This is a genomic window from Caballeronia sp. LjRoot34 (assembly GCF_964253815.1).
Lineage (GTDB): Bacteria > Pseudomonadota > Gammaproteobacteria > Burkholderiales > Burkholderiaceae > Caballeronia.
Map to the genome: position 1 here is coordinate 576,972 of NZ_CAXUSB020000002.1, position 24,765 is coordinate 601,736.

43 protein-coding genes are annotated in these 24,765 nt (G+C 57.1%); 27 read left to right on the forward strand and 16 right to left on the reverse strand.

Features of this window, described 5'->3' with window-relative positions; all coding sequences use genetic code 11:
- Positions 1 to 2 precede the first annotated feature (2 nt).
- The 14 genes from ACSQ36_RS22090 to ACSQ36_RS22155 all read right to left on the reverse strand — a co-directional run bounded on the left by ACSQ36_RS22090 (position 3) and on the right by ACSQ36_RS22155 (position 10,023).
- Entirely contained in the window at positions 3 to 530 is a 528-nt protein-coding gene (locus tag ACSQ36_RS22090; RefSeq protein ID WP_436183573.1) for a PRTRC system protein E, read from the reverse strand.
- A gap of 334 nt (positions 531 to 864) precedes the next feature.
- Entirely contained in the window at positions 865 to 1,239 is a 375-nt protein-coding gene (locus ACSQ36_RS22095; RefSeq protein ID WP_436183574.1) for a hypothetical protein, read from the reverse strand.
- 559 nt (positions 1,240 to 1,798) lie between these two features.
- Positions 1,799 to 1,990 (reverse strand): hypothetical protein, encoded by a 192-nt coding sequence (locus ACSQ36_RS22100; RefSeq protein ID WP_436183575.1) that lies wholly within the window; start codon positions 1,988 to 1,990, stop codon positions 1,799 to 1,801.
- A gap of 157 nt (positions 1,991 to 2,147) precedes the next feature.
- Positions 2,148 to 2,924 carry a hypothetical protein gene (locus tag ACSQ36_RS22105; protein ID WP_436183576.1) on the reverse strand — a complete coding sequence of 259 codons (777 nt, stop codon included), beginning with the start codon at positions 2,922 to 2,924 and terminating at the stop codon, positions 2,148 to 2,150.
- Between the two features lie 125 nt (positions 2,925 to 3,049).
- Complete coding sequence (locus tag ACSQ36_RS22110) at positions 3,050 to 3,322, reverse strand: hypothetical protein (RefSeq protein WP_436183577.1); 273 nt, start codon at positions 3,320 to 3,322, stop codon at positions 3,050 to 3,052.
- Positions 3,323 to 3,919: 597 nt separating this feature from the next.
- Complete coding sequence (locus tag ACSQ36_RS22115) at positions 3,920 to 4,114, reverse strand: hypothetical protein (RefSeq protein ID WP_436183578.1); 195 nt, start codon at positions 4,112 to 4,114, stop codon at positions 3,920 to 3,922.
- A gap of 855 nt (positions 4,115 to 4,969) precedes the next feature.
- Positions 4,970 to 5,215, reverse strand: a complete 246-nt coding sequence (locus ACSQ36_RS22120; RefSeq protein WP_436183579.1) for a hypothetical protein — start codon at positions 5,213 to 5,215, stop codon at positions 4,970 to 4,972.
- A 281-nt stretch (positions 5,216 to 5,496) separates the two neighbouring features.
- Positions 5,497 to 5,631 (reverse strand): hypothetical protein, encoded by a 135-nt coding sequence (locus tag ACSQ36_RS22125; protein WP_436183580.1) that lies wholly within the window; start codon positions 5,629 to 5,631, stop codon positions 5,497 to 5,499.
- A 116-nt stretch (positions 5,632 to 5,747) separates the two neighbouring features.
- Entirely contained in the window at positions 5,748 to 6,035 is a 288-nt protein-coding gene (locus ACSQ36_RS22130) for a hypothetical protein (protein WP_436183581.1), read from the reverse strand.
- A 149-nt stretch (positions 6,036 to 6,184) separates the two neighbouring features.
- Positions 6,185 to 6,547: a hypothetical protein gene (locus ACSQ36_RS22135; protein ID WP_436184985.1), complete on the reverse strand. Its 363-nt coding sequence runs from the start codon at positions 6,545 to 6,547 to the stop codon at positions 6,185 to 6,187.
- A complete protein-coding gene (locus tag ACSQ36_RS22140) occupies positions 6,486 to 7,016 on the reverse strand; it encodes a helix-turn-helix domain-containing protein (protein WP_436183582.1) in 531 nt (176 codons plus the stop codon). Before ACSQ36_RS22140 ends, ACSQ36_RS22135 begins: the two co-directional genes overlap by 62 nt.
- A gap of 954 nt (positions 7,017 to 7,970) precedes the next feature.
- Positions 7,971 to 8,348 (reverse strand): hypothetical protein, encoded by a 378-nt coding sequence (locus tag ACSQ36_RS22145; protein ID WP_436183583.1) that lies wholly within the window; start codon positions 8,346 to 8,348, stop codon positions 7,971 to 7,973.
- Positions 8,349 to 8,386: 38 nt separating this feature from the next.
- The gene (locus ACSQ36_RS22150) at positions 8,387 to 8,779 is read right to left on the reverse strand and encodes a DUF6232 family protein (protein WP_436183584.1); all 393 of its coding nucleotides are present in this window, start codon (positions 8,777 to 8,779) and stop codon (positions 8,387 to 8,389) included.
- A gap of 194 nt (positions 8,780 to 8,973) precedes the next feature.
- Entirely contained in the window at positions 8,974 to 10,023 is a 1,050-nt protein-coding gene (locus ACSQ36_RS22155) for a S24 family peptidase (protein ID WP_436183585.1), read from the reverse strand.
- An 83-nt stretch (positions 10,024 to 10,106) separates the two neighbouring features.
- Here ACSQ36_RS22155 and ACSQ36_RS22160 point away from each other — a divergent pair, with 83 nt between their 5' ends.
- A complete protein-coding gene (locus tag ACSQ36_RS22160) occupies positions 10,107 to 10,358 on the forward strand; it encodes a transcriptional regulator (RefSeq protein WP_436183586.1) in 252 nt (83 codons plus the stop codon).
- Between the two features lies 1 nt (position 10,359).
- On the forward strand, positions 10,360 to 10,692 hold the full coding sequence (locus ACSQ36_RS22165) for a hypothetical protein (protein WP_436183587.1): 333 nt from the start codon (positions 10,360 to 10,362) through the stop codon (positions 10,690 to 10,692).
- On the opposite strand, the gene ACSQ36_RS22170 is transcribed toward ACSQ36_RS22165, so the two are convergent.
- Positions 10,689 to 10,895 carry a hypothetical protein gene (locus tag ACSQ36_RS22170; protein ID WP_436183588.1) on the reverse strand — a complete coding sequence of 69 codons (207 nt, stop codon included), beginning with the start codon at positions 10,893 to 10,895 and terminating at the stop codon, positions 10,689 to 10,691. The two genes, ACSQ36_RS22165 and ACSQ36_RS22170, sit on opposite strands and share 4 nt — an antisense overlap.
- A gap of 98 nt (positions 10,896 to 10,993) precedes the next feature.
- Here ACSQ36_RS22170 and ACSQ36_RS22175 point away from each other — a divergent pair, with 98 nt between their 5' ends.
- From ACSQ36_RS22175 to ACSQ36_RS22260, 18 genes are all read left to right on the forward strand, one after another.
- Positions 10,994 to 11,158 (forward strand): hypothetical protein, encoded by a 165-nt coding sequence (locus tag ACSQ36_RS22175; RefSeq protein WP_436183589.1) that lies wholly within the window; start codon positions 10,994 to 10,996, stop codon positions 11,156 to 11,158.
- 172 nt (positions 11,159 to 11,330) lie between these two features.
- Positions 11,331 to 11,771: a phage regulatory CII family protein gene (locus ACSQ36_RS22180; RefSeq protein ID WP_436183590.1), complete on the forward strand. Its 441-nt coding sequence runs from the start codon at positions 11,331 to 11,333 to the stop codon at positions 11,769 to 11,771.
- A gap of 2 nt (positions 11,772 to 11,773) precedes the next feature.
- The gene (locus ACSQ36_RS22185) at positions 11,774 to 11,974 is read left to right on the forward strand and encodes a hypothetical protein (protein ID WP_436183591.1); all 201 of its coding nucleotides are present in this window, start codon (positions 11,774 to 11,776) and stop codon (positions 11,972 to 11,974) included.
- A gap of 7 nt (positions 11,975 to 11,981) precedes the next feature.
- On the forward strand, positions 11,982 to 12,266 hold the full coding sequence (locus ACSQ36_RS22190) for a hypothetical protein (protein WP_436183592.1): 285 nt from the start codon (positions 11,982 to 11,984) through the stop codon (positions 12,264 to 12,266).
- Positions 12,263 to 12,523, forward strand: a complete 261-nt coding sequence (locus ACSQ36_RS22195; protein WP_436183593.1) for a helix-turn-helix domain-containing protein — start codon at positions 12,263 to 12,265, stop codon at positions 12,521 to 12,523. The genes ACSQ36_RS22190 and ACSQ36_RS22195 overlap by 4 nt, the downstream gene beginning before the upstream one ends.
- Positions 12,524 to 12,534: 11 nt before the next feature.
- Entirely contained in the window at positions 12,535 to 13,524 is a 990-nt protein-coding gene (locus tag ACSQ36_RS22200) for a helix-turn-helix domain-containing protein (RefSeq protein WP_436183594.1), read from the forward strand.
- Positions 13,521 to 14,060 carry an SAM-dependent methyltransferase gene (locus ACSQ36_RS22205; protein WP_436183595.1) on the forward strand — a complete coding sequence of 180 codons (540 nt, stop codon included), beginning with the start codon at positions 13,521 to 13,523 and terminating at the stop codon, positions 14,058 to 14,060. Before ACSQ36_RS22200 ends, ACSQ36_RS22205 begins: the two co-directional genes overlap by 4 nt.
- A 32-nt stretch (positions 14,061 to 14,092) precedes the next feature.
- Positions 14,093 to 14,254, forward strand: coding sequence for a hypothetical protein (locus ACSQ36_RS22210; protein WP_436183596.1), 162 nt, complete (start codon positions 14,093 to 14,095; stop codon positions 14,252 to 14,254).
- Positions 14,251 to 14,808, forward strand: coding sequence for a DUF1064 domain-containing protein (locus ACSQ36_RS22215; RefSeq protein WP_436183597.1), 558 nt, complete (start codon positions 14,251 to 14,253; stop codon positions 14,806 to 14,808). Before ACSQ36_RS22210 ends, ACSQ36_RS22215 begins: the two co-directional genes overlap by 4 nt.
- Positions 14,808 to 15,278 (forward strand): hypothetical protein, encoded by a 471-nt coding sequence (locus ACSQ36_RS22220; RefSeq protein WP_436183598.1) that lies wholly within the window; start codon positions 14,808 to 14,810, stop codon positions 15,276 to 15,278. The genes ACSQ36_RS22215 and ACSQ36_RS22220 overlap by 1 nt, the downstream gene beginning before the upstream one ends.
- Positions 15,278 to 15,796, forward strand: coding sequence for a hypothetical protein (locus ACSQ36_RS22225; protein ID WP_436183599.1), 519 nt, complete (start codon positions 15,278 to 15,280; stop codon positions 15,794 to 15,796). The genes ACSQ36_RS22220 and ACSQ36_RS22225 overlap by 1 nt, the downstream gene beginning before the upstream one ends.
- Positions 15,793 to 16,260 carry a hypothetical protein gene (locus ACSQ36_RS22230; RefSeq protein WP_436183600.1) on the forward strand — a complete coding sequence of 156 codons (468 nt, stop codon included), beginning with the start codon at positions 15,793 to 15,795 and terminating at the stop codon, positions 16,258 to 16,260. Before ACSQ36_RS22225 ends, ACSQ36_RS22230 begins: the two co-directional genes overlap by 4 nt.
- A complete protein-coding gene (locus tag ACSQ36_RS22235) occupies positions 16,257 to 16,700 on the forward strand; it encodes a hypothetical protein (RefSeq protein ID WP_436183601.1) in 444 nt (147 codons plus the stop codon). Before ACSQ36_RS22230 ends, ACSQ36_RS22235 begins: the two co-directional genes overlap by 4 nt.
- Before the next feature lie 89 nt (positions 16,701 to 16,789).
- Complete coding sequence (locus ACSQ36_RS22240; RefSeq protein WP_436183602.1) at positions 16,790 to 17,032, forward strand: hypothetical protein; 243 nt, start codon at positions 16,790 to 16,792, stop codon at positions 17,030 to 17,032.
- Positions 17,029 to 17,283: a hypothetical protein gene (locus ACSQ36_RS22245; protein ID WP_436183603.1), complete on the forward strand. Its 255-nt coding sequence runs from the start codon at positions 17,029 to 17,031 to the stop codon at positions 17,281 to 17,283. Before ACSQ36_RS22240 ends, ACSQ36_RS22245 begins: the two co-directional genes overlap by 4 nt.
- The gene (locus ACSQ36_RS22250; RefSeq protein WP_436183604.1) at positions 17,280 to 17,600 is read left to right on the forward strand and encodes a hypothetical protein; all 321 of its coding nucleotides are present in this window, start codon (positions 17,280 to 17,282) and stop codon (positions 17,598 to 17,600) included. Before ACSQ36_RS22245 ends, ACSQ36_RS22250 begins: the two co-directional genes overlap by 4 nt.
- Entirely contained in the window at positions 17,597 to 17,833 is a 237-nt protein-coding gene (locus tag ACSQ36_RS22255; RefSeq protein ID WP_436183605.1) for a hypothetical protein, read from the forward strand. Before ACSQ36_RS22250 ends, ACSQ36_RS22255 begins: the two co-directional genes overlap by 4 nt.
- Before the next feature lie 53 nt (positions 17,834 to 17,886).
- Positions 17,887 to 18,465: a hypothetical protein gene (locus tag ACSQ36_RS22260; protein WP_436183606.1), complete on the forward strand. Its 579-nt coding sequence runs from the start codon at positions 17,887 to 17,889 to the stop codon at positions 18,463 to 18,465.
- A gap of 556 nt (positions 18,466 to 19,021) precedes the next feature.
- Here ACSQ36_RS22260 and ACSQ36_RS22265 read toward each other — a convergent pair.
- Entirely contained in the window at positions 19,022 to 19,300 is a 279-nt protein-coding gene (locus tag ACSQ36_RS22265) for a hypothetical protein (RefSeq protein ID WP_436183607.1), read from the reverse strand.
- Positions 19,301 to 19,357: 57 nt separating this feature from the next.
- Between ACSQ36_RS22265 and ACSQ36_RS22270 the strand changes: the two genes are divergently transcribed.
- The 7 genes from ACSQ36_RS22270 (at position 19,358) to ACSQ36_RS22300 (ending at position 24,758) form a co-directional block, all read left to right on the forward strand.
- Entirely contained in the window at positions 19,358 to 19,708 is a 351-nt protein-coding gene (locus ACSQ36_RS22270; RefSeq protein ID WP_436183608.1) for a hypothetical protein, read from the forward strand.
- A 5-nt stretch (positions 19,709 to 19,713) separates the two neighbouring features.
- Positions 19,714 to 19,968 carry a hypothetical protein gene (locus tag ACSQ36_RS22275; RefSeq protein ID WP_436183609.1) on the forward strand — a complete coding sequence of 85 codons (255 nt, stop codon included), beginning with the start codon at positions 19,714 to 19,716 and terminating at the stop codon, positions 19,966 to 19,968.
- Positions 19,968 to 20,327, forward strand: a complete 360-nt coding sequence (locus ACSQ36_RS22280; protein ID WP_436183610.1) for an HNH endonuclease — start codon at positions 19,968 to 19,970, stop codon at positions 20,325 to 20,327. The genes ACSQ36_RS22275 and ACSQ36_RS22280 overlap by 1 nt, the downstream gene beginning before the upstream one ends.
- A 257-nt stretch (positions 20,328 to 20,584) precedes the next feature.
- Positions 20,585 to 21,064 carry a phage terminase small subunit P27 family gene (locus ACSQ36_RS22285; RefSeq protein ID WP_436183611.1) on the forward strand — a complete coding sequence of 160 codons (480 nt, stop codon included), beginning with the start codon at positions 20,585 to 20,587 and terminating at the stop codon, positions 21,062 to 21,064.
- A 4-nt stretch (positions 21,065 to 21,068) separates the two neighbouring features.
- A complete protein-coding gene (locus tag ACSQ36_RS22290; RefSeq protein ID WP_436183612.1) occupies positions 21,069 to 22,784 on the forward strand; it encodes a terminase large subunit in 1,716 nt (571 codons plus the stop codon).
- Positions 22,781 to 24,085 carry a phage portal protein gene (locus ACSQ36_RS22295; protein ID WP_436183613.1) on the forward strand — a complete coding sequence of 435 codons (1,305 nt, stop codon included), beginning with the start codon at positions 22,781 to 22,783 and terminating at the stop codon, positions 24,083 to 24,085. The genes ACSQ36_RS22290 and ACSQ36_RS22295 overlap by 4 nt, the downstream gene beginning before the upstream one ends.
- On the forward strand, positions 24,075 to 24,758 hold the full coding sequence (locus ACSQ36_RS22300) for an HK97 family phage prohead protease (protein ID WP_436183614.1): 684 nt from the start codon (positions 24,075 to 24,077) through the stop codon (positions 24,756 to 24,758). The genes ACSQ36_RS22295 and ACSQ36_RS22300 overlap by 11 nt, the downstream gene beginning before the upstream one ends.
- The last annotated feature ends 7 nt before the right edge of the window (positions 24,759 to 24,765 follow it).

The following is a 24,765-nucleotide window of genomic DNA, read 5'->3' on the forward strand; positions in this document are numbered from 1 at the left end:
CCTTAGAGAAGGTCGACGCCGTCGTCTTCGGCGGCGGGCTGCGCGTTGCTGGAATCCTGCTCACCGGTTACTGCAGGCGTTTCGGACGTGGCGGGCTCGGCGTCGGCATCGATCCCGGGAATTTGGGTTTGACGCGGATCGACCGGCAGTTCGTCGGCACCGCTAGCGTTGCCGCTCGAATCAGTCGGCGCCGGCGTTTCGGTGGCACGCTTGGGGCCGCGCTTGCCCTTCGGCGCAGGAGCAGGAAGTGCAGTGGGCGTCGACGCGTTTCCATTTGCGGCGCTAGCGGCGCGCGCCTGGTCGAGCACAGACAACGTGCTCGGTTCATAAATCTCGACTGCCGCTGCAAAGTCGCGGTCCAACTCGTCGGGCTTGGCGAGGATGGAAAGCGGGTAGAGCGTTTTTTCGCCCTTGGCGTCGTCATTGGCGCGCGGGGTTACGTTCACGCGCAATTGATCGCCTTCGGCAGTGATCAAAAGCGTGAGCGTGGTCTTTTGCGCCAGCGGATAAAGTGATGCGAACAGGGACATGGTCACCTCGTGTTGTGCTGCGTTGAATCAGGCCGCAAGGCCGTCATAATTGCGATCAGCGAAATCAGCATCGCCGGGGTATCGATCAGACCCATCGGCGCGATGCCAGCAAAACAAGCTTCCACGGCGGTGCATGAAATGGTAGCCTGCGCACGTGCATCCCATAGCGCGCGTGTCGCGCTTCATCATCCATGCGTCAATGCGAAAGCTGGAAGAACCGCAGTCATGGCATCGCGGAGGCCGGGTATGTTCTTCGGGCTTCAGCCGCAGCACCTTTCGCTTTTCGCACTTGCGGCATCGACAGTGATAGCGCGACACATCAAATCCCTTTTGGTTATTTGATTGAGATGTCCGGGGCAATCACCGAAGGCTTGAAGACCACCTTGTAGTGGTAGACGCTCACGTCAGCCGGATCCATCTGCTCGACGAAGTACGTGACGTTGTCCGACAGGCCGAGGAAATGTTTTTTGTAGCTGTTCGCGCCCGTTTTGCAGGTGATCGTGACTTCCTTGGGCTTGTCCGCATTACCCAGCGAACACAGCCCTTCGATGGTCAGCGTGTACTCGCCGTTGATGCCGTTGTAGAACACGACACGGCGTTCGATCTGGAAGTTGTCAGCGGCTTGCGACAGGTTGCGCGAGGCCACGTCGGCATCGTTGCAGCCAGCCAGGACCGTTAGAAATGCGCATACGAGAATCAGTTTTTTCATTTCGTGCTTAGTAGTTAGCGCGATGTGCGGCACGCGTGTTGTTTGTTGCCGTCTCTCCGAGCTGTCACGCCTAGATCCGCCGCGGCGTTCCGTACAGGGGCGTTCTTTCAGTGCGAAACAGGCCACTGGATATTGCGTTCCGCCTCTTTGATCTGCTTCAACTCTTCACGCTCGTTGATCGCACCGCCGCGAACCAGCCAGCACGCTGCCAAGCAAAACAGAAACGGGAGAGCACTAAGGACTGCTATCAGGTTTGCGTGCATGGTGAGCCTCAAAGGTGAGCTTTTACAGGGAGCGAGCTGAAACTGCAGTGCGCACTGCATCAGCGTCGAAATCGTTCTGCTGAAGAGCAAGCAAAGCCAATGCAACGAAGAACGCAGCTATCCACATCAGTAGGATTTTGATGAGTTCGATCACAGCGCCCCCGACGCGTAGGCGAGCACGCCATAAAACCAGGCAGCAAGAGCCATTCCGATTGCACATGCGCCGCAGAACTTCAAGAGCTTTGCGTGAATGAGATCGCATGAGTGCAGTAGGGCGCTGTCGCAGGGAGCGCGGTTCATGCGACACCCGCTGCAACCAGAACTTCTAAACGCTCGTTAGCGCGCGTCGTGCCTTCGCCGGCGACGCCGTCACGCTCGTTCAGCAGCGCCCATTCGATTTTTTGCTCTGCCGACATCAGGCTAAGCGCGTTGCTGATAATCCGATGTGCCGCCAGAAGCTCGGTCACCGCGTCCTTCTCGGCCATCATTCATCCCCTTGATTCGAATCTCGCCGTGTTCGTTGAGTGCATGGGATAAATATTACCCATAGGTAAATAATATTTCAATACCTTTGGGTAAATTATTTAAAGAAGGCCAAAAAAAGCCCGCGCGAACGGCGGGCAGTTTGGAAAACGGACATCTGGGTTATTTGAATCCGTCGAGCCCCGCTTTGAAATTCACTGCCATGCGCTGGGCGGCAGAGTTGGTCCACACGCCAATCATAGTTGCGTCTGGTGTGCGGCAATCTGCGGCCGTGTGAGCGATCACGTACGGGTCTGTTGTCATGCCGTTGGCATCGGTGACAATGCCGCGGTCCACGGTGCCCACGAGATACGAAAACGCTACGGCCGTCGCATTGGATTCAGCCTGAGCCAAGCCATCTGCTGCGGTATGCCCCGGCGGGAAATCGCACGTTGGAAGCGGGCTCAGGATAAAAGTATTCTTCGCCGCGAGATCCATCTGAAAGATGAACGTTGTGAGATCGGATTGGAACTGCTCGAGCGCAGCCACTTGGGCCGGATCGTCGCGGCTCGTCACCATATCATCGAGCTGGAAGTTCACGACCGCGTAGCCAGTCGGCTGCACGGTCAACTGATCATTTGTCGGTCGTACACCGCCATTCACACTCATGACGAGGTCGTGCAACGCAGTCGCGGACATGGTGACGGGTGTCACCGTCGCAGTGACCCCCTGTGCGGCCAGTGCTTGGGTCAATGCGGTAACTGTCTCGGCTGCGCCACCGTCCGACGCGGCGTGCGCAATCGCTGCTTTTGCTGTGCCGCCGCCGCTGGCCTGGTGGGGCATCGGGCCACCGTAGTAAGCGATCGACATCACCGGTGCGTCCTTGGCTGGACCGTCTCCACCGCCGCCGCATGCAGCCAGCGTCAAAGCCGCGAATAGCGGAAGGATTGCTTTTTTCATTCTGATGGCCCCTGAAAGATTTTGTAATTAAGCTTTCAAGTTAACATCAGAAGATTACGCGTGCAACGTTCGAATTCGGTACGAACGTCACATCCTCGCCTGACCGCGCCCCATTTACTTGGAGGTTAACGACCGTCGCGAACGGAAGAGCGGCCGACAGGCACATCGGCGCCGATTGCGACTTTGGATTCGTTAGCGGCCTTGTCGCGGTCCAGGAGCACGAGCGCGGCATCCGCCCGCCGGAACTGTGCCTGTGAGAGATGATTCGCGTTGATCAGTGCGTATATCCTGGCGCGCCAATGGGAGGGCGGCAGCACAGTACTTGATTCAATCTCGGCTTTCCAGTGCCTAACGATCCTCTCGAAATGCGCAAGCTCCTTGTCGATCGGATCGTACATGGACATCCCCCGGACACAGTTTTTGTATGATTATTACGTTTATGTAATTATACGAAACGCAGTAGGGATTTACCATGCTGTTTGGACCGGCAACGCCGTGGTTGTTAAAAGTGCAGGGCGATTAGGGCGTGACAAGCCTATCTGCCTTTGGCCGTGCGCCCTTTCTGCCATCCGCCTCCCATTTGCCGAACTCGATCGCAAATCGGCAAGCCTTCTGCTCAGTATTGAAATGGCCAAGGACGCCTTACGCCCATTGACCGCCCGACGGTTTCGTCACAATCACCATCGATGCGTAGCTACCGGCTGCGCCGATCGCAAGTGGCTTCAAGATGTAGTCGTTATAAGGGAAAGGGATGGCGTGGATTGGAGCCTCCTATAAAATCGAAATTGAAAGATTGTGTAGAAGCAAAATGCGATGCGTCAGGAATTGAAAAGTAGCGAAAGCACTAACGGCCACGCCCATACCATAAATGGGTAAGATCACTGCGAATCGCATGCGCACTCGAGTGACCAGCGCGGTTAATAAAAAGCACAAGTCCAATTAGACGGCAGTGCGGTATGCGCAAGGAATAGTTGTTACTGCTGCCAAAAATAATGTCAAAACGCTGGCTGAAGCACCCAAATCAGCACGATCATTACCACCGCCGCCGCAGCAATCAAGGCGAACCCGGCGCCGATAACGAAATCAAGCGTGGAAAACCGCTGCTCTCGAAGCTTCATCTCATGGAGTAAGGGATTGAGTGTTTTTTCCATGAAACGTACGCCGTGAGTAGTTTTTTTCGGCGAACTCATGTGGCTTCGCCGTGCGACGTGCAGCTTAGTATTTCGCTCAAGCATTGCATTTTGGCGTTTAACGCTAGGTACGTTTAAACCTACAAATACGCAAGTTCTGGACCGACCATTCCATTCTTCTTAAAAACCCCTTTTGTTATGGGGGCGGCGCCATATTTTCTAACCAGTGCAGACTTAGCCGGGTCGAGGGTCGAATCCCCCAAAATCACATCAAACCCAACCAGGCTGCCGGACCTGAAGGTCAGCAGGAAGTCGAATGACCGGGGTAGGGTGGACCACGCAGAAAAAAGCCCGCAGCGAGGCGGGCAAAGGAGGAGATCACCAACGAAAACCCGCCGTCAACAGCGGGTGCATTGATTATGGGGCAGCCATTTAAATAGTGCAGGACACCAACGACCGGCGGCCTTGCGCACCGAGTCACCCAATCGCGAGCAAGGCGAGGCACGTGACCGCGAGGAGTACCAAAGTGATTCCGATCACGATGTCATATGAGCGCATATATGTAACTAAACGTAACCTACAGAGCACGATCATAGGCCTAATCTGCCATTACGAAGGTCAATAACTGCAAAATGTTCAGATGAAAAAAAGCCTGCGCGAAGCAGGCTTAACGTTCGGCAAAGTCTTTGAATTCACGACCTGGTGCGCTCGGTACTATTTTTTATTGGCCGGCGCTTTGCCCTCGGAAGGCAAGCAAATAGTAAGCGTCGCGGAACGTCACGCATACGCCTACATGCACCTATTCAGGATTCGCGGAAAGGCGCCGTTATCCGTCGAACTAGAAAAGCCCGTTGGTAGCGGGAGAAGGGGGTTACAGATGAAAAGGCCGGATAGTGCGCCCAAAGTCCTCGTCAATTAGACGAATCTGCTATCGTTTCCAGCCTGCGCGAACGCGCACGTCTGGTCGAAGCGATCAAGAATCGCGAGCAAGGCATGCGCTCGTTGCAGTTGGGATGGGGAGAGGTGATTCAAGCCCATTAGCAAGAAAATGCGCTCGCGCCAATAATTTGATGTCAGCACCGGATTGGTCTCTATCTCCGGGAGCCACGTGCCAAGGATCGCCTCGATATGGGCCAGCTCGTCGTCAACAAGGTTGTCCATGGAATTCCCCGGCGTTTGTTGCTTTTGTATGTTTATTATGTTTAGAAAATCAAACGAAACACAATAGGGACTTGTGCCTTATGGGGCGAACGGTAGTACTGCTGCAACGGCCGACCACGGACAATCGATAGGCCAAAAAAGAGCCCGCACAAGGCGGGCCAATGTTGGACACTGCGCCGCGCTGAGACGCGGCAAATCAATTATATGTCTGGGCAGCCGGCGCAAGATCGGGATAAATGAAAATCTGCTTTGGGCGGGACTTATAGGGAATCAGTAGCAGCTCAACGGCAGCGGTTCTGCCAATGGCCGTGGACCTTCACCTTATGGCACACGCGATGGTGGGGCGCTGCGACAGCCGGGGCGATGGAACCGAGGGTGACCGCGGCAACCGCGAGAGCGAGGACTGCTTTTTTCATGGATTTATCACTTGGGATGAAAAGGGGAGCGCAAATCCTAGCAGCGCCAGATTACAGTGTCCGTAATAAAAAGCCCCGCTCGGGGCGGGGCTTCAGTGAATTGTTGGGCGGAAGTCTCACTTCTGAGGCGGCGGAATCGGCGCGGCCGGCGTTTGGATCGGCGGGGACGACTGTGCCGGCACTTGGATGATGATTGGCGGTGCGCTCGGTTGGGTAGGTGCCGCAGGCGGCGCGATAAATTTACTGCCGAGGCCGGTGGCCACGACGGCGCCCACTACCCAGAGAATGATTTTGGTTTCAGTCTTCGACAGGCGCGCGTCTACTCCGTCATTCGTGGCGAGATCAGGGAGCTTCGCTTCAATGACGGCGACAGCGTGTTCAAGTTGCTTCAGGCGATCGTCCATGCCGCCATGATCGCCGCTGCCGCCACCACCGTCAACGGCCGACCACGGACAATCGAAAGGCGAAAAAGAGCCCGCACAGGGCGGCCAAACACGCTGCTACTTGCACGAATGACGGAATAGAGGTTTGTCGATGTTGCGCAAAGCATCCGCTAGGCTTTTACTGCCTCAACCTTACCCGTTGGGAAATTATCTTGGTAATTTGCGAATGCCTGCTCTAACGCCTTGCGGTGCTCTGGGTTGTCCAAGGTTTTCCCGATCTCACGCGCCAGATGGTGTAGCGCTGCGGTTGGCATCACTATTGTCAAGCCCGGCTCAATCTGGGGTTTGTGGCCGGTCCCTTGCAACTGCTGGACACCGAGCACAATACGCGAGACAAAGGGGCCGAACGCTAGTCCCGCGACCGAATCGAAGTACATTAGCGGGATTTGTTGCTTGCTTTCGACAACGGAGTCAGTACTGGTATCCGGAATCGATTCTGGTGAATTTTGCTTCGACTTCGAAAGGCGTTGCATAGAGTGCCTCTGGACTTAGATCCTCGCTTTCGAGGGCGAGTTGGGAATATGGAACAAATCTGACCGACAAGGCGCAGTCGAAAGCGTTCGCAATTTTTACGAGTGTGTCCAAAGAATGCTTTCCATATTCTGGGTCTTCGAACCGGGAGATGCCAGCTTGAGATGTCCCGATTGCCTCGCCTAGCGCTTGTTGTGTGACGCCGCGGTGCTCACGATTCGCCCTGATTTGCCAAGCCAATCCTTCTTCAATGGACGCTTCCATGTATCCTTGGCGAAACTCTTTTTCGGCCCATTCTGGTCGGCTTTTCAGCGCCTCTTGGGGGTGTAGGTACGTCCGCTGGTGCTCCCAGCCGCGGACCTCCACCACTATTGTCGAAGCATGCGCAGGTTCTGTTAGCGAAGTCGTTATCACATACTGACTTAAACGATTTGCCGTCGGTTCGATAGGTCGTAGGATAGTAGGTGTCATCTTTCTCGTAGCCAGTTAGGGTCATGACGAAAGCGCTTTTCGGATCATGAAAGTGGCCGAACACACGATGTTGCGTTGAATTCTCGTCCGTGAAGCGTATCACATATATGTGATGCCCGACATTACTTGCGGGGTTGGGCTTGCTCCACCTTTGTTTAGGCTGGTCGCGCAGTTGGTCCCTTGATCGCGAAAACCTCCCGCGCGCCTTCGGAGAAAGCTTGTTGTGCCATGGGTCAATGACGTCGTTACCCTTGTGATCTTTGAAACAAAACCACTTCCATCGACGTCCAAGTACCACTACTTCAGCGGCCTCGGAAGACTCAGCTTGTGTCGCTCCAGCCCGCGGCGTTTGATTTTTAGTCTTCTTCATGAGGATGTTTAAGTTTCGGATCACTTATTTCGAATGCCAAACTTGGGCTGCAAAATTGCAAGCGCTGCAACGGTCCACATCTCATGTCAACGAGTTCGGTGCTTGGCCGGTAGCGTCCAAATCAACACCCCTACGGCCACAATCGCTAACAAAAACGGCTGCCGATCCAGCACCCACCAAGACGTTGAATATCGAATCACGTCGACCTTCGACATCCAGCGAGTTTAGAAGTGGACTATTATTTTCCTCTACCAAGTGCACACTGGTGGTGCGCCTACCTCTACGTCTCATGCTTCGCCGCCGCTGTGATCTTGGAGTGCTCCTGCGCTCCATGGTGGGTCTCGGCTCGGGACTTAGATCGCTATTATTCCGCGAGGCATGCGAATCACTTCACCCTCTGTCCCACTTTCCGCCATATGGCCCTTGCCGCGTATGGCTCCGCGACTGCTTCCCGCCTGTCAGCGCTTGATGAAAACGCTGTCTTGAAGCTGGCCGGCATGCTCTTTCACCTGGCGCCAATGTCGGGCGTTAGGTTTTTGAAACGGCAAATCAAAGGCGACGTGGGAGGTCGGTCAATCTCTTGCTTACCCATCTAAGCCGCACTCATGGTTTAGTTTTTCCATGTTCGCCTTTCTCTGAACCAGCGCGCGCCCGATGCGGTCCATTTCGTTTCCGCACTTCTCGATCACCACTTCCGCATCGTGAGCAGCGCGGTAGTTACGAATCGACTCATGAATATTGAGACTCGACTGCGATTGGTTGATGGCCTCAAGCTTTTTCGCGTCATCGCCTTGGGTTGCTGCTTTCTTCACCTCTAATCCTTCGTCGCAATAGGCGGACTCAAGGTCATCGCTCGTCATCGCCCTCAATTCGCTGCGGTGATAATGCTGGCAGGCAGCGGAGGCGAGAAGTGGAACGGACAAGCCGCAAACGGCAAGTGCTTTAGTTAGGTTTCCTCGCATGACTCGTTTCATACGCGCGGTGGCATAGTCATTTGGATTTAGCCTCGGAATACGATCGCTTCATTGAGGGCCATCACAATCTCACGAACCAGCCCCGGGTCGGTCGATCCGAAGGCGCGTACCTCGCCGGAAGATGTCTGCAGCATCACGTCGTACTTGCCCTTTGCCTTCCACAGGACACCGGCGCCACCGGCGATGAGCAACAGGCCGAGCACCCAGATTTTCCCGAAGCAGAAGACGGCACCGCCAATGATCAGGAGCCATCCCGGCAGTTTCGATGGGGGTGTCTCAACGTGTTTGATCGACGTCACGTTACTCATGGCGTAGGTCTGGCCCGGCACGATGAAGCGTGCGTTCGTGACCGACACGTTGCCGCGCTGGAAGAAAACGGTCTCATTGGGCTGGGCCACGTTGCTAGCAGCGCTATTCATAATTCCCCCGGTTTATTTCTGATGGGTTATTGCTTCGCCTGCAGAAAATGAACGCGTGCAATATCTCGATTTGGCTATCTGCGGATGCACTGTGCGCGACAGTCCAGCTATCAAACCAGCTGGCCTGGTAGCAGCGACTCCTTCACTCGTCTAGATGGCAATCCTTCCAGATCTTCTAAATGTTGATAAAAACGCTAAGGCCGCCATGAAGACGGCCTGCAAATCGCTCTCACGAAATGTATTTTTTCGATCTCGGCGTCTGCAAATGCCATAGGGGCGTGTGCAGTATTGACGGAAATGACATGTGTACGGCCGCCACGCTTGTAAAGAAAGCGCTTGATCATCACGCGACCATCCATCGATTTCAGGAGAACATCATCGCCGGGTTCGTATGGATGACTGGGCTCAATCACGACAAATTCACCTGCCTGGATACGAGGCAGCATTGAGTCGCCCTCGCATTTCAGAGCATATGCGTGCGGATCGCGAGTCGGAAAGTCAACATAACCCTCGCCAACTCCCACGGGATATTCCAAATCGGCCCAATGACCGTTGTCTCCAAGCTGCGCCATTCCTACCACCGGGATCGATTTCCAGACGGTAATCGGGATGGGGTCGAATTTATCGTTATAGCGAACAGCTACGCCTGGCTTACCTTTGCCTTTTGTGAGCCAAACGACGTTCACGCCGTAGGTGTTCTGTATAGCGACAGCTTGTTCGAGGCTGATTTCCGGCCCATGTCCCGACAACCATTGTGAAGCGGTATCGACGCCGGTTTTCGCGACACTTGCCAGCTCGGCCGGCGCGATGCCCGTTATGCCAAGCGACGCCCTGAGGCGTTGCGGCGAGGTTAGCGCTGCGGCGTCAACGTCAGACGACAGCGTAGACGAATTTTCCGGACCTTGCGAATTAATGACAGGCCCTTTCTGACCTGTAATCGCGGGATTGACGGGTTTGCTGTTCTGTGCTGATGAGTCGCGCACAGTGGCTTCGCCCACTGCCTGTAGCAGTTGTTCGAGAGTGAGGAAATCGAAGGTACCGCGAGATAGAGAAAAGGCTTCTTCAAGCACCGTGATCGAATCATCGCCTATTCGTTTATGCCCCTTTTTGTCCTCGGTATACAACATCCGCGACACGTATGAGTCGGACTTTCCTATCTTGCGCGCTAGCGCCGCGTTCGACCCATTAAAGGCTCGATCGCGGATCGCTAGAAGCTTCGCTCGCCGATCGTCATATTTATCCATGGTCGAATTAAATAACACGGTTACTCATAGGTAAATTCCCTGTGGGTATTGACATAGTATTTACCTGTGGGTAAATTAGTGATATGGACAAGCTACGCGCATACCTCAATTCGATGACTCCCGATAAGCAGGAGGAGTTTGCTCGCCTGTGCGGCACGACCATCGGCTACTTGCGAAAAGCAATCAGCACCGGTCAGCAGCTCGGCGAATCCTTGTGCATCAACATCGACCGCGAGAGCGCCGGGGGCATCCGGTGCGAAGAGTTGGCGCGAAGTGTCGATTGGGCATACCTGCGCGGCACGGGTTCCTCGGTTCACGCAACGGAGGCGGCTTGATATGACTGAAAACAAAGGCGGCTCCTTGGTAACGATCGATGTGAACGGCTCGGGCTTTGGCAAGGTTTCCGTCGAGGGCACGGAGCTCAAATCGGTGCAGTCGATTTCGGTTGCCATTGAGGCTAGCGCCGCTCCCGCAGTGAATCTGCGCCTCGCGATGCGCGAAGGGGTCCGGCTTCGTTGTGAGGACGCCGTGCTCGTCATTGACGACGTCGTGATGCCGACAAGCGTCGAACTGGCCCTCTGGCGCTATCTCAGCGGCAAATATGAAAAAGAGATCGATGTGACGACTTTGAGTTCGACGGCGCGCGAGTGGGCTCTCCGGAATAACTAGATGAGCGTGATCACCACACCAGTCTGGACGATTTTGAATATGCGATTGCCGTCCGCCGCGGGCGTGAGCTGCCGGCCATCTGCAAGACGGAAGTCGGGGAGGCCGTAAAGCGGCGGGTTTCCGTCGTGAATCACCATGCGATAGGCGACAACTTGGTAGGCGTTGCCGGCCTCGTCGGTTCCTTTGAAGTGCTCTGTTTTCATGGGTATCCCCGTAGATATTGATTGTGTGAGAGCTTTCAATTCTACAGTCGAAAGACGGGATACCCGCCCCATTAAGCATCACTCTGGAGGTAGAGAGTATGGCGCTCACCGCCACGGAACAGAAAGAGATTCGCGCTGTGCTGTGCGAAATGGCGGCCCGAGGCTGCATCGGCGCTCAGATGGAGCGAGCCAAGAAGGATTTGATTGATCAGTTTCTTGCGTTGAAAGCGGCGACAGCGAAGCCAGCAGCAATAGCGAAGTAATCGACGAAGGTCCTTCGGCCGGGTTCACCCGATCTTCTGAAGGACTACTAAGTCGCCGCACGTGCGGTCCGAGGTTTCCGTTTTTCATTTCTGTTTTACCCCGTGTTGTTTTTGTTGTTGACCGAAATATATCCGTGTCAACCCATAGACAAAACGTTCGATTGGAGCCGCAGTGAACATTACCGATGCAGCGTACGCAGTAGTCCACGATTACCCGGGCGGTTCCGAGTCGCTCGCGCCACGAGTAGGAATGTCGTCGGCGATGTTGCGGAACAAGGTCAACCCGAACAACACCACGCATCACCTGACGCTTGCCGAAGCGCTGCGCATGTCCCAGATCACCTGTGATGTGCGGATTGCCGAAGCGATTGCCAATGAGCTTGGCTACGCGCTTGTCCAGACACCGCGCATCGATGAGTGCAATGACGCTGCGATCGTCGAGCTGATGGGCGAGGCGTGGAGCACGCACGGCGACGTCGGCAAGGAGATCTGCAAAACCCTCGAGGACGGCCGCGTCGAAGTGAAAGAGGTCGATCGCGTCGAATCCCGAATTTTCAAGCACGCCCAGGTGCTTTTCAACATCGCTGCACGCTTGCGCGGCATGGCGGAGTGATCATGCCGGCCGCCATTCCTGTCATCGATCGCGCCGTGCTGGATTCACTGTGCCGCAGCAATTTCTTCCTTGGCCCGATCGCGCGCGCTGTCATCCGTGAAGTTGCGACCGACGTGCTGAAACGTCACCCGAACTATCCGCGGATCTGCCTTTCGTGTGGCGCCCTTGAATCACTCGACGGCTCGCTGCCGTGCGACCACTGAGGAAACAATGAGAACAGCCCAAACCCAAATCGACGCGTTCCACGCCATGCCCGGCCGTCAGTTGAGCGCCCAGAAACAGATGATCGTCGACCTGTTCGATGGCTATCCGCCGACTCTTACCCTGACGCGTCAAGACATCGTCGACCGCACGAATATGCGGATGGCGAGCGTTTGCGGCCGCGTGCGCGAGCTGCTCGACGCGGAGATCCTCGCGGTGCGCGGCAAGCGTGAATGCCTGGAAACCGGCGTGATGGTTGAGACGGTTGGCCTGCCGGCGGCGGAGGTCCGATGAGTCTCAAACTTGTAACGATCGCGTGGCGCCAGCACTTGCCGCCGACAGCCAAATTGATCCTGCTCGCTCTTTCGGACATGGCCTCGGACGACGGAGCGTGCCATCCAACTATCGACCGGCTCGCGGATGTTTGTGGGGTGGTTCGGTTAACTGTGTTGAACAATCTCAAGGCGCTTGAAAACGCCGGTGTGATCGTCATTGAGCGCCGGCCGGGGCGCTGCAGCGGATACCGCATAACGCTCGGGGGAATTGCGTGAGTGTCAAGCTGATGACCGCAGTCTTTGACCGGTATCCCGAGGGCGGCGGCGAGATGTTGGTTGCGCTGAAGTTGGCTGACCATGCCGACGATGACGGCTCGCACATCTATCCGTCGATCAAATATATCGCCGAGAAAACGCGCCAGTCACCGCGCGCGGTTCAGTACCAGATTCGCCGCATGGAGAAGACCGGCTTCCTCATTCTGGTTGCTCACGCTGGCGGCGGTCGTGGCAAAGCGCGCGAGTATCGGATCAACCCGGCATGGATAAACGGTGCAGAACTTGCACCCATTTCGGATGGTTTAAAGGGTGCAGAAAATGCACCCAATGGAAAGGGCGCAATTCCAGCAGGAAAGGGTGCAACTGACGACGAAAAGGGTGCAAACCAGAGCGCTAAAGGGCGCAATAGCTTTGCACCCGAATCATCAGGAACCACCACTGAATCATCAGGGAACCATCAACCTGCGCGGCGTGCGCCGCGAGTTGCGTTGCATGCCGAGCTTTTGAACCTTGAACTTCCCGAAGCCATTCCCTTCGACGTCTGGGACATGTGGTGCGAACACCGGGAAGCAAAAGCGAAAGACGGTGATGCGCCATGGACACGACCGGCTGCGAAAGTCTCGATCAAGCGTCTTGTGAAGCTTTTTGCAGACGGCCAAAGCCCCGAAGCCACGATCGAAGAGGCGGTGCTTCGGGGCTGGACCGGTCTGTTCCCGGTAAAGGTTCAGACCGTCGGCGCGCCGGGCACCGCTTCAGCTCCGGACAACTGGTGGAAGACGGAAAGCGGTTATCTGGCGCGCGGACAGCAACTCGGTATCGATCGCTCGAAATTCAAATTCTTTGAGCAGTTCAAAGCGAAGGTGTGCAAGGCGTCCGGCCCGGGCGAATGGATGGAAGACCTGTTGCGCACGGTGAGCCGCGAAAGCGAGGAACGGTACGAGGCCATGTACGCGTACTTCAACGACATCCCGCGCGAGAAAGCGCCTGCGGTGGCCGCATGAGCGCCGATCGAGAAACACCGTTTGAGAAAAAAGTGCTCGATCCGTGTTGCGGAAGCCGAATGATGTGGCTTGACCGGCAGCATCCGGATGTGATCTTTGGCGATCGACGCAGCGAGGTATTGACCGTCAACGATCGCTCACACGGCAATCTCGGCGGCATGCGCACTCTTTGCATTGAGCCTGACGTGATGCTGGATTTTCGCGCACTGCCGTACCAAGACGACGTCTTCAAGTTGGTGTCATTCGACCCGCCGCACTTGGTGCGCGCCGGACCTAAGAGCTGGCTGGCTGCCAAATACGGGAAGCTTGGACCCGATTGGCGCGATGACTTGCGCCGCGGATTCGCCGAGTGCTTCCGAGTGCTTGCGCCGGACGGCGTTCTGGTCTTCAAGTGGAACGAGACGCAGGTCAAGGTCAGCGAAGTTCTTGCGCTGACCGATGTCCGCCCGCTGTTCGGGCATCTGTCCGGCCGCCAAGGGCTCACGCATTGGCTGGTTTTCATGAAGCCTGCCAGCGATGCCAGGTGTTGCGTATGAGCCATGTTCCACCCGATCAACGGGATAGCAGCATGAACACCTGCCGCACATGCCAGCACACCACCACGAAGCCCGGCCACACCGGCATTTACAACCGCGGCTTTCGCAACTGTGCGCACTTGCCGACGTACCAGTACGTCTCGGGAAGCGCCGAGTGCCGTCTCAATCCGCCGAAATGGGAACAGAAGAAATGACCAAGCGAGCACCTTGGCCGATGGTGGTTCCGGCTGGCACGAAGAACGTCGGCACGGCGACTATCCGCGAGGATTTCAATCTCGCCATGCCCACAGCACAGCGCCTTCTGTACCAGAAAACCGGCGTGCCGCCGCAATCGAGCGCACTCGACGATCCGACTGACCCATTCGACCCGTCGCTGATTCGTCAGCACCCGGTCGCGCTGGCCGCGAAGAAGCCGGCGAAGTATCGCAACACGAAATGCGAGCATCAGGGCATCAAGTTCGACAGCCAGAAAGAGCGATCGCGCTGGTTTCACCTGATCCAGCAGCAGGCGGCCGGATTGATCAGCGACTTGAGGCTGCAAGTACGTTTCCTGTTGACGCCGCGCAAGCAGCGCGACGACGGGACGTGGGAGCGGAAAGAAACCTATGTTGCCGATTTCACCTACATGCAGGACGGAAAGCTCGTCGTGGAAGACGTGAAATCCGAAGCCACACGGAAGAACCGCGCATACATCGGCAAGCGCAAACGGATGCTTGCAGTGCACGACATATCGGTCAAGGAAATCTGATGAGCCGCTCGCAGAAACCGCGCAAGGCATACCGACCGCGCGTCGTCAATCGTACAGCCGGCATCGACGTGCTCGAGCGCCGCACGCCGATGGCCGTGTCGCAAACCCTTGATCTCGGCATCGCGTACCACGTCGCGCTCGACGAGATGCTGCACGGCCGCGGCACCGAAGAGCATTGGTCGACGGTCGTGTGCGCTCTGAACATCGCGCTCGTTCTGGCCGAGATGGGATTCGGCGTCGAACAGGTCCAGATCATGAATTCCGCGCTCGACGGCGCCGTACGAGCCCGTGACCGCGCGCGCCAGGTCGGGACTTGGGCCTTCGACGGCGACGCTGTCTTGGCTGTCCGGCTCGCGATGGAAACGCACGATCAACAGATGGAGATCGTCACCAAGGCAACCATTCTTGCGGCGATCGCTGAAGTGCATCGTCGCATCGACACAGGCAACGCATTTCAGGAGGCCGCGTAATGAGCCGCAATTGGACAAAAGATGAGATCGAGACGATGCGCAATATCGTCATGTCAGGGAAGAGCCTGAAGCGGAATATGCATCTGCTGCCAGGCCGATCCTATGTAGCGGCGTCGACGCGATGCCTTTCCGCTGGCATCAGGTTTCCGAAGGTGATCGAGCGCATTTTGATGTTGATGAGCGATGAGGTGCCTCGCACCGCCGTGGAAATCTCGAAACTTCTCGGCTTGCCACGGAAGTCGGTGTCGGATGCACTGCGGCATGCGGTGCATCCGGACGATCTTCAATCGATGCACGTATGTGGTCTGTCCGTCGAGCGGAAATACCTACTCTACGTGATTGGCGAAGGCACGAACGTTAACTGGAAGCCGTCCAAAACCGAGAACCGGGTCATCAGCGATCGTGAGCGGGAGATGGATCAACGGTATCGAGCTAAAGCCATGTGGTGGCCGCGCGCCGATCCTGTCGTGGTCGCTTCCATCAATGCAATGGTGCATGCGGGGAGGGCGTCAGCATGAGCCTAGCCGAACGCATCATTGCTCGCGTCACCCGCCGCGCACCAAATTTCGTGATTGGCCAAGCGGACAACCCGTACCTGATTCGGTGGTGGGTTATCCCGCGCAACAAGTTCTTCAACATTTACCTGCACCGCTTCATGCGCAGCGACGACGACCGCGCATTGCATGATCATCCGTGGTCGAACATATCGATTTTGCTGCGCGGTAGGTACACCGAGCACACCATCGATGCCGGCGGCGTCAACGTGCGCACGGAACGCATGGCCGGTCAGTGGAAGGTGAGGTTGTTCGGGACTCTCGCCCATCGCATCGAGCTGACGCATGGCGAGTGCTGGACGATTTTCATCACAGGCCCGCGCTATCGCGAGTGGGGATTCCATTGCACCGAGCGCGGCTGGGTTCACTGGAAGAAATTCACCGCCTCGAGCAATGCTGGCGAAGTCGGCAAGGGGTGTGATTCGTGATCAACAGCACGTTCAAGCGCAAACCCGGCTCGCCATTCAGCAGCTTCGCCACTCCGAAGACGCGCATGAAGCGCACGGAGATGAAGAAGCGCGCGAAGCGTAAGCCGACGGTCGCGGAAGGCTTGAGGTACATCGATGCGTGCCGCGGCGAGGAGTGCTATCTCCGCGTGCCCGGCGTGTGCGTCAGTCGTGGTTGGTCGCACGACACGGTTGTCGATTGCCATTCGAACCAATCGCGTCATGGCAAAGCTGGCGGTCGCAGAGCAGACAACATTTATACGGTGCCTGGTTGCGGCCCGTGCCACGCGTGGATCGATCAGAACCGCGTCGGCACGCCGAGGCAGGTGAAGTTCGATGCGTGGGACGCAGCTTATGAGGAATGGCGTTTCGTACGCGCCAAGAAGATGGGAATGGTTGAGGAGGTCGAATGCACAGAATGAAATTAGAGGTCAGCGTATTGCTGCCGAGTCCTGTCTATAGGTCTCGCTCACGGTTCTTGTGGAGCCTGAAGCAAAGCGGCCGAGAGGCAATGTTTCAGATCACGCCGTCGAAGCTAATCGGCCCAGTCCGCTATCCGGGACGCAATCAGCCTGCTGAGATTTGGGCCGTTGCGCAGCTGCCCGATCGATATATCGATTTCGCGCCGGCGCTTACGAAGCTGGATGACGGCAATTACCGTTTTCGCGTTGTCGTGAACCACAACCGAACCACATTGCGGCCGATTCTGGATAGCGGTTTGCTCGAAACCGGATCTATGGAGGTGATTCTGTGAGCGCGATCAATCTCAATACCAGCCGGACCGACACCACGACGCACCGAGCGATTATCGGCGCAGACGAGCTCAAGCGCATCGTAATTGAACACGTTGCCGCGGCTGCGGGCGTTGATCCCGGCGCCCAACACGTACGCGTCAGTTGCAACCTTTCGTCCCGAATGGGCAACTACGGGTCTATTGATGAGGCGATTGTGAGTATCACAGTCGATCACGAAAAGCAGGCTCGCGCTCCGGAGGTGGAGTCGTGAACTGCAAACCCGGAATTCTCGCGTTCATCGTAGTGCCGCCAGATTGGCCACGCAAAACGCTCGACAACAAGGTTGTGGAGGTCGTGTATTTGCGACCGACGTTCGCCCATCCGGCGAAGGATCAACGCCCGACATGGTGGTGCAGGTTTCCGACACCTTGGCTTCACAATGGAAAGCCCGTGCACGAGTGTTACATGCTCGATTCATGGCTTCGCCCGATCAGCGGCGTACCGGTCGACGACGAAACGCCTGTCGCAACCAACGTTCCGGAGGCGCTGCGTCTCGCGCTTGCCATTGAATCGCGGTGGTCAGCTTGAGCGCTTTCGCTTGCATCCAGATCACCGACATTCCCCGGCCGCTGATCGATACCGCGGCGCGGCGCATCGACGGCGACACGCGCGCCAAGCTGATCGCATTCATCGGTTGCCCGCTGGTGGGCGTCGAGAGTGACGACGAGGTCGAATTTCCTTTTCCTCGCTCAGTCGAGATCCGGGAAGCGCTCGTCTCGTGGCTTGTGCATTGGGGAATCTGCTTTCGGGTAATGCTGTAACGCGGTAGTTCGCCGGCGGCAATAAACAGAATCACGATCATCAAAGGATGAACATGGAATCGGTCAAGCACGAAGGGATTTTCAGAAGCGCACACGAGGCTGTCGTGTTCGCGTGCAACTATGCCGCCCAACAATACGCCATGTCGCCAATGGCAAAGCTTCTGCAGCGCGGATCGAGCGGCAGCGGCCGCGGGTTGATCGGGCTTGATGGCGCCGCACAGTCGGGCATGGTGCTGGCCGAGCTTGGCAATATCGATTACGTACAGATGCTGGTGCTTGTCGCGCGTTGCGCGCCGAGAAAAGAGCGCTGCGAATGCAACCATAGTTGTTGCGGCGGATGGAAGCCGAACCCGCTGTATCGCGATGCAGTGAGTCAATTAGCTGACTTGGTCGTACCGGCGCTCGGCGGAGTCTTCACGCTTCGTCGTTTCCGCCTGGCCGCGATTGAGAAGTTTTTTGGCGAGAAGCTAAAAATGAAAGACGTTGCAGCCGACCTGAATATTCCGCCACGCACTGCCGAGCGGCATGCGTCGATCATCAATGCCTATCTGAAGGACACTGAGAAGACCGCGTGGACGGAATGGTATGGGCAACTCGACTACGCTGGCATGCTGTTTTCACAAAACAGTTGACTGGCGGAAAACACCGCCATATCATCCGTTTCCATATACCGTACCCTTGGTGCGAATGAAGCCCGCTAGGTGAAAACCTCGTGGGCTTTTTGCATTTAAACCCTTTCGGGCCGAGAGCGAAGGTTTTCTTCTCCGAGCATTCTGCCGCCGAGTTTCCCGGAACTTCCGGACCCGAACGACTGACTGGCTCGACCAGCGACCTTCCGCTTCTGAACCTTGCGGCGCACCGTTTAATCGGGCAAGACCTCACGGCCGGGCCCGGTGTGGGGGAATAAAACTCTTGCACTCCGTCACACCGGAGACCCGATTCAGCGTTTGCTCTCGTTGCTTCCCTACTGGTCAAGCGCTCACTGGTTGCCCCCAGTGTCGGCGATAGGGAATACCAAAAATTGGGACATAAAAGTCTCCTCTTTTTGACCGCTCTGGATTCGAGCAACACGATTGTGAAGTAAGACTCGTCGATTTTCAACAGTGGTTGCAAGCCACCGGCAAGCATTCTGGTTCGTAACCTAGAAGAAAAACCCGGCCGGTTCGCGCCGACTGGGCTTTTTCAATTTCATGAAAGATTGTTTCTCAAATAATCTGAGCAGTTTTGATCGAAGCCATACCATGCGCCTGAGGGGCGTGATGGTGTGAGTACTAAGAGCTTGTCTTTGGTGCCGATGTAGTTTTTTAAGAAATCGCGGACCTGCGCCTCTGTGAGTGCTGTCGTCACAAGCCACGTAGAGTCTAAGCAGTGCCACCAATTACCCAAGCCCTTAATTGCTTCTTCTAGCTTCGCGTAGTCCATCCCATCTGCACGCTTTAGGTCGTAGCCAATCAGCATTGTTGTCAACGTCATCTCCTTTTTTGCCGGCCCTTCCGGCGCAACGATTCTACAGCCGGTAAAGCCATGACCCTGAAAACCATCATCGCGAAGGTTGTCTCGTGGTTCAGAGGCGAGGCAAAAACCGTTGAGCAAAAGGCAGAAGCGATCGCGTCGGACGTCAAGATCGACGCGGAGGCCGATGCCAGTGCAGTACTCGCGCATCTCGCGAAGCAGATTGTTTCCCCAAAACCAGCAGCAGACCTCTCAGGAACATTTATGAGCACGCCCGCCGCAACACCGGCCACCACGGCCAGCAACGTCAACGCCGCCATCCAGATCGCGCTTGCACTGAAGGCGATCGATGCATCGCTGTCGGTCGACGCTGTCCAGGCCGCCACGAACGCAGCGCTCGCTGCGCTGTATCCAGTCGCCTGATTGCCATGATGCAGCCCATTCGCACCGATGCGTGCAACACGCAGCTCGGCGCACCGCGCGACTGGGACGAATCGAAGGATGGCGAATGTTGCGCGCTGCCGATCCATCGTGACGCGGCGCGCCAGGTGATGCATTCGTTCTGGCAGCCGAGCGAGCAGGACATCGCGAACATCATTGCCGGCGTGCCGATCCGGTTGACGGTCATCGGCACTGGTCATCCGCCCGTTGCGATCAACGTCACCCGCGGCATTGAGGACTGATGCCTGTTCGGCCCATGCGTCCGTGCAAGCATCGCGGGTGCGGCGCGCTCGTGCCAGGCGGCAACACGTATTGCCCGGCGCACGCGAGCGAAGAGGTCAAGTGGAAGCCGGATGCAGTGCGCGGAAATCGTCACGAGCGTGGCTACGGCAACGCGTGGACGAAGCGCCGCGACCGCATCCTGCGTCGTGACTGCGGCTTGTGTCAGGTCTGCAAGCGCGCAGGACGTGTGACGATCGCGACAGAAGTCGATCATCGCGTGCCGAAGTCTCAAGGCGGACTCGATGACGACGACAACTTGCAGTCCATCTGCAAGCCGTGCCACAAGACAAAGACCGGCACCGAAAAAGCGGGCCGCTGAGCGGTTCCCGTCTCGGTTGTCGATCTGCGTCGTGACGCCTCGCGCGAGCCTCTAGGCGGCCTGTCGGGCGGCCGTGAGGGCCACTCAAACGGGGTGGGGTGGGTCGAATCTTGGGGTCAAAACGGCTTGGGACCGACCGTTCCGTCAAATTTTCAGCGCCGCGTAATATAAAAATCCAAGGTCCGCGCGAACAGCACGGCGCCGAGTAAATTTTACAACGCCAAAATGGCGAAAATGGTTGAAAAAGGGGCAAGAAAATGGCCGGCGTTAAAGGCCGCTCCGGTCGCCGAGCCAAGCCCACGGCCTTAAAGGAACTTGCAGGCAATCCCGGCAAGCGCGCGCTAAATAAGGACGAGCCAGACTTCGGACTGGCGACGAATATCGAGTGCCCGGTCTGGCTAACGGGCTATGCACAGGAAATGTGGGACCGCGTCGCGCCGGCGTTGTGCACGGCCAAGGTCATGCAAGTGACCGATCTGCATAACCTCGAGGTTTTTTGTATGGCGTACAACCGGTTGCGCCAGGCGGAAGACGATATTCGATCGAACGGCATTGTCGTGGCAGGCGCGACCGGCGGCCCGATGAAAAATCCGGCGGCGACGATCGCGAATGAGGCAGCGCGGCAGATGGCGACGTTCGGCGGGCTGCTCGGCCTGGACCCAGCGAGCCGTCAGACCATGACCGGCGGCAAGAAAAAAGACACCGGCAACCCATTCGCGGCATTGCTCGGCAACTGACCAGATGGCGACAACGTATTCGCGAGCGGAGTTAGGCCTCCAGTTCGCGCGTGATGTCGTGCGCGGGAAGATCCCGGCGGGTCGGCTCGTCGTGCTCCCATGTCAACGGCATCTCGACGAGCTCGCGGCGAGCCGGAAGAAAGAGTTCAAGTGGAAGTTTGATCCAGCGGCGGCAGAACGCAAGATCGCGCTGATTGAGTTGATGCCGCATGTGAAAGGCGAGTGGGGATTTAAGCGCCAGCTCGTGACGCTCGAACCGTGGCAGATATTCGGGCTGATGGTGACGTTCGGGTGGTTGAACAAGCGCACCGGGAAACGGCGCTTCCGCGAAAGTTACTGGGAAGTGCCACGGAAGAACGGGAAATCGGTGATCGCGGCCGGCGTCGGGCTCGGCATGTTCCTGATGGACGACGAATTCGGCGCGGAAGTGTATGCCGGCGCCACCACCGAGAAGCAGGCTTGGGAGGTTTTCAGGCCCGCGCGCTTGATGGTCAAACGCTCGCCGATGCTGATTGAGGCCGCGGGAATCGAGGTGAACGCCTCGAATTTGAATAAGCCAGCAGATGGCAGTCGATTCGAGCCGTTGATCGGCAATCCGGGCGATGGATCATCGCCGTCTTGCTCGATCGTTGACGAATACCACGAGCACGACAGCGCTGCGCTGTACGAAACGATGTTGACCGGTATGGGTGCACGGCGGCAGCCGTTGATGTTCATCATCACGACCGCCGGCGCGAACATCGAAGGGCCGTGTTACGACAAGCGGCGACAAGTCATTGAGATGCTCGAAGGCACGGTGCCTGACGACGAGTTGTTCGGTTGGATCTGGACTATCGATGAGGGCGACGAGTGGACTGATCCGCGCGTGCTCGCGAAAGCGAATCCTAATATCGGTGTTTCCGTCTATCAGGACTATTTAGAGAGCCAGCAGAAGCGCGCGATCAACTCTGCGCGGTTCACCAACACGTTCAAAACGAAACATTTGAACGTGTGGACGTCCGCAAAAACGGGGTTTTTTAACCTTGAAACGTGGCGCAATTGTGAGGATGCGTCGCTTAAGTTGGAACAATTCGAAGGCCAGGATTGCATTTTGTCCTTGGACTTGGCGCGAAAACTCGACTTGAACAGCATGGCACGGCTGTTTTGGCGCGACGTGGACGGCCGGCGGCACTACTTCAGCATCGCGCCCCGGTTTTGGGTTCCGGAAGAAACGGTGAAGAACACCGAGAACCGCCGGATGGCCGAGCGGTATCAGAAGTGGGTCAACACGGGGCATCTGCTCGAGACGGCCGGCGCGGAGATTGATTACCGCGACATCCAGCACGAGGCTACTGAGGCGAACCATGTTTGCCCGGTGCTGTGCGTACCGATGGACCCGCACGGGGCGACGAACCTGGCGCACCACTTGGAAGATGAAGGGCTGACGCCCGTCACGATCATCCAGAACTACACGAACATGTCCGACCCGATGAAAGAACTTGAGGCCGCAGTTACGTCGGGCCGGTTTCATCACGACGGCAACCCGATCATGACCTGGTGCGTGAGCAACGTGGTCGGGAAGAATCTGCCGGGCAATGACGATGTCGTTCGTCCGATAAAGCAGGGCAACGACAACAAGATTGACGGTGCTGTAGCGCTAATTATGGCAATCGGCCGGGCCATGCTCGAAGGGCAAACCGGATCCAACAGCGATTTCTGGACGAACCCCATCATCGTATGAGTGAAAGCAAGCAAAAGTCGCCAGGTCGCTTCAAGACGGGCGTCCTGAAGTGGCTTGGCGTGCCAATCTCGCTCGGCGACGGCGCATTCTGGGGCGCGTGGAGTGGCACGGGTTCAACGGCCGGCGAAGAGGTCTCGGTGCACACGGCGCTGCAGCTCTCGGCGGTATGGGCATGCGTGCGGCTGATCGCCGAGACGATCGCGACGCTTCCGCTCAATCTGTATTTGACGATGCCCGACGGCACACGGGCTATCGCGAAGGATCACCCGCTTTATGCGGTGCTGCACACCCAGCCGAACGCCGAGAACACGGCGGTCGAGTTCTGGGAGGTGATCGTCGCGAGCATGCTGCTGACGGGCAACGGATATGCGCGAAAACTGATGTCCGGGCCGGTCGTCATCGGCCTCGAATTGATGCTGCCGCACCGTACGCAGGTGAAGCGCATGCCCGACGGCACGCTCCAGTACACGTACAACGGCATCAACGGACCGACTTATAAGCTGACCGAAGCGGATGTGCTTCACATCCGCGGTTTCAGCATCGACGGATTGATGGGCATGACCCCGATTCGATATGCGCGCGAGGTCATGGGCGGCGCGATCGCGGCCAACAAGGCCAGCGCGAGCATGTTTCGGAACGGCATGCGCCCGGCCGGCGTACTGTCCACCGACCAGGTGCTGCCGAAAGATCGGCGTACCGAAATTCGCACGGATCTCACTGAGCAATTCGGCGGCGCGATGGCGGCAGGCAAGACGATGGTGCTCGAAGCAGGCATGAAATATAACGCCATCACGATGAATCCGGAGGACGTGCAGCTATTGGAGACGCGGTCCTTCAATATCGAAGAGATTTGTCGCTGGTACGGCGTTCCTCCGTTCATGGTTGGCCATAGCGAGAAATCCACCAGTTGGGGAACCGGCCTCGAGCAGCAGACGATGGGGTTTCTCACATTTTCGCTGCGCCCGTGGCTTACCCGAATCGAGCAGGCATGCCGAAAGTCGCTGCTCTCACCCGTTGAACGTCTCAAATACCACGCTGAATTCTCGGTCGAAGGGCTTCTGCGCGCCGACAGCGCCGGCCGGGCGGCATTTTATTCGTCGATGACCCAGAACGGAATCATGACGCGCGACGAATGCCGAGTGAAGGAAAACCTGCAGCCGATGGGCGGGAATGCGGCTGTTTTGACTGTGCAGTCGGCGTTGCTGCCGATCGACAAACTCGGCGAAAAAACGCCCGCTGCGACGGCGCAGGATGCGCTTAAAGCGTGGCTTCAACCGACGGAGATCAAAGATGAATCGTAAGAACGGCAGACTCGCCGGATATAAGGTCCGCGCGTTCGATCTCGACGTGAAGTCAGTCGACGAAACGGGGCAGTTTTCGGGCTACGGCTCTGTCTTTGGTGTTGTCGACACCTATAACGAGATCGTTGCGCCCGGCGCGTTCGCGAATAGCTTGTCTGCTTTGCAGAAAAGCGGCCGTGCGCTGCCGGTATTGTGGCAGCACGACTCGGCCACACCGATTGGCTCGTGGCTGGCTCTGTCCGAGGATGATAAGGGCCTGCTGGGCGACGGAGATCTCTGGCTTGACGATGCCCCGAACGCGAAGATCGCGTATCGCGGCATGAAGGCCAAGGCGATCACCGGCTTGTCGATCGGCTACTACACCATCTCGTCCGACTACAACGAGAAGACCGGCGTTGTCACGCTGAACGAGCTCGACCTCGTTGAAATCAGCATTGTCACGAACCCCGCGAATTCGAGCGCACGCGTCGAAGCCGTGAAATCGGTCATTGCGCACGGCGGCGTGCCGTCCCTTTCGGAATTCGAGCGGTTCCTGCGTGAGGCAGGCTTCTCGAAATCTCAAGCCGCGGTAATCGCGAGTCGCGGCTTGAAACACCTGCTCCAGAGTGATTCTGGCAGCGACGCGAGCGATGCAAATCGGCTGCTGGACAGCCTCAAATCACTCACTTTTTAAGGAAGCA